This window comes from Citrobacter sp. Igbk 17 (assembly GCF_028069775.1).
In the GTDB taxonomy this organism is placed as follows: Bacteria; Pseudomonadota; Gammaproteobacteria; order Enterobacterales; family Enterobacteriaceae; genus Citrobacter.
In genome coordinates this window covers 1-563 of the sequence record NZ_JANEWI010000088.1, presented here as the reverse complement: position 1 = coordinate 563, position 563 = coordinate 1, and the positions used below count along the sequence as shown (strand labels likewise).

Sequence of the window (563 nt, the reverse complement as noted above, 5' to 3'; positions counted from 1 at the left end):
CTGGTGGATAGCAAAGACGTTGCTAGCATGCTTCAATAGACGAGATGTGGGGTGATGGTTATTAAAATGACTTATTTTGGCTGGTTAGTGGGTGAAAATGAATATTAAGACGCTCTTAATTAAGGCTTTATGTGGCACGTTAATCACATTGCTGGTACTTGCGGGTATCTTGAGTGTCTACATTTACGGTAAGGGTGCTGATGCTATTATCATCTGCATTGCGTTTTATGCCGTATTGATTGATTGGGCAAAAACAAGAGGGTGCTGGGAAAGAACTCGACTATTAAAATATTACGTGGTTCTTCTCTCACTGGCTGCAATAAATGCCTGGCAAGTTTTGAGCCACTTAGATGTGACTGGGGCGTATAACATAAAACTGGCTCTTCTCATCACGTTAGGTGTGGTTATAAAAATGACGTTTTTTTCTTTACTTCTTCTGCCGTGGAGAAATGAAAAGGCTGTGGTTCGGGTGATATAGAAGAGTTTCATAGAACTTTAGGGTTACATCATAGTAATCAATTTCTCTATTTAAACCCGCTACGGCGGGTTTTTCACTCTCTATT

General features: G+C 40.1%; 1 protein-coding gene. It reads left to right on the top strand.

All coding sequences use genetic code 11. The annotated features are described in order from the left end of the window. The first annotated feature begins 91 nt into the window (after window positions 1-91). Entirely contained in the window at window positions 92-478 is a 387-nt protein-coding gene (locus NNO08_RS22890; protein WP_271440856.1) for a hypothetical protein, read from the top strand. Window positions 479-563 lie beyond the last annotated feature (85 nt).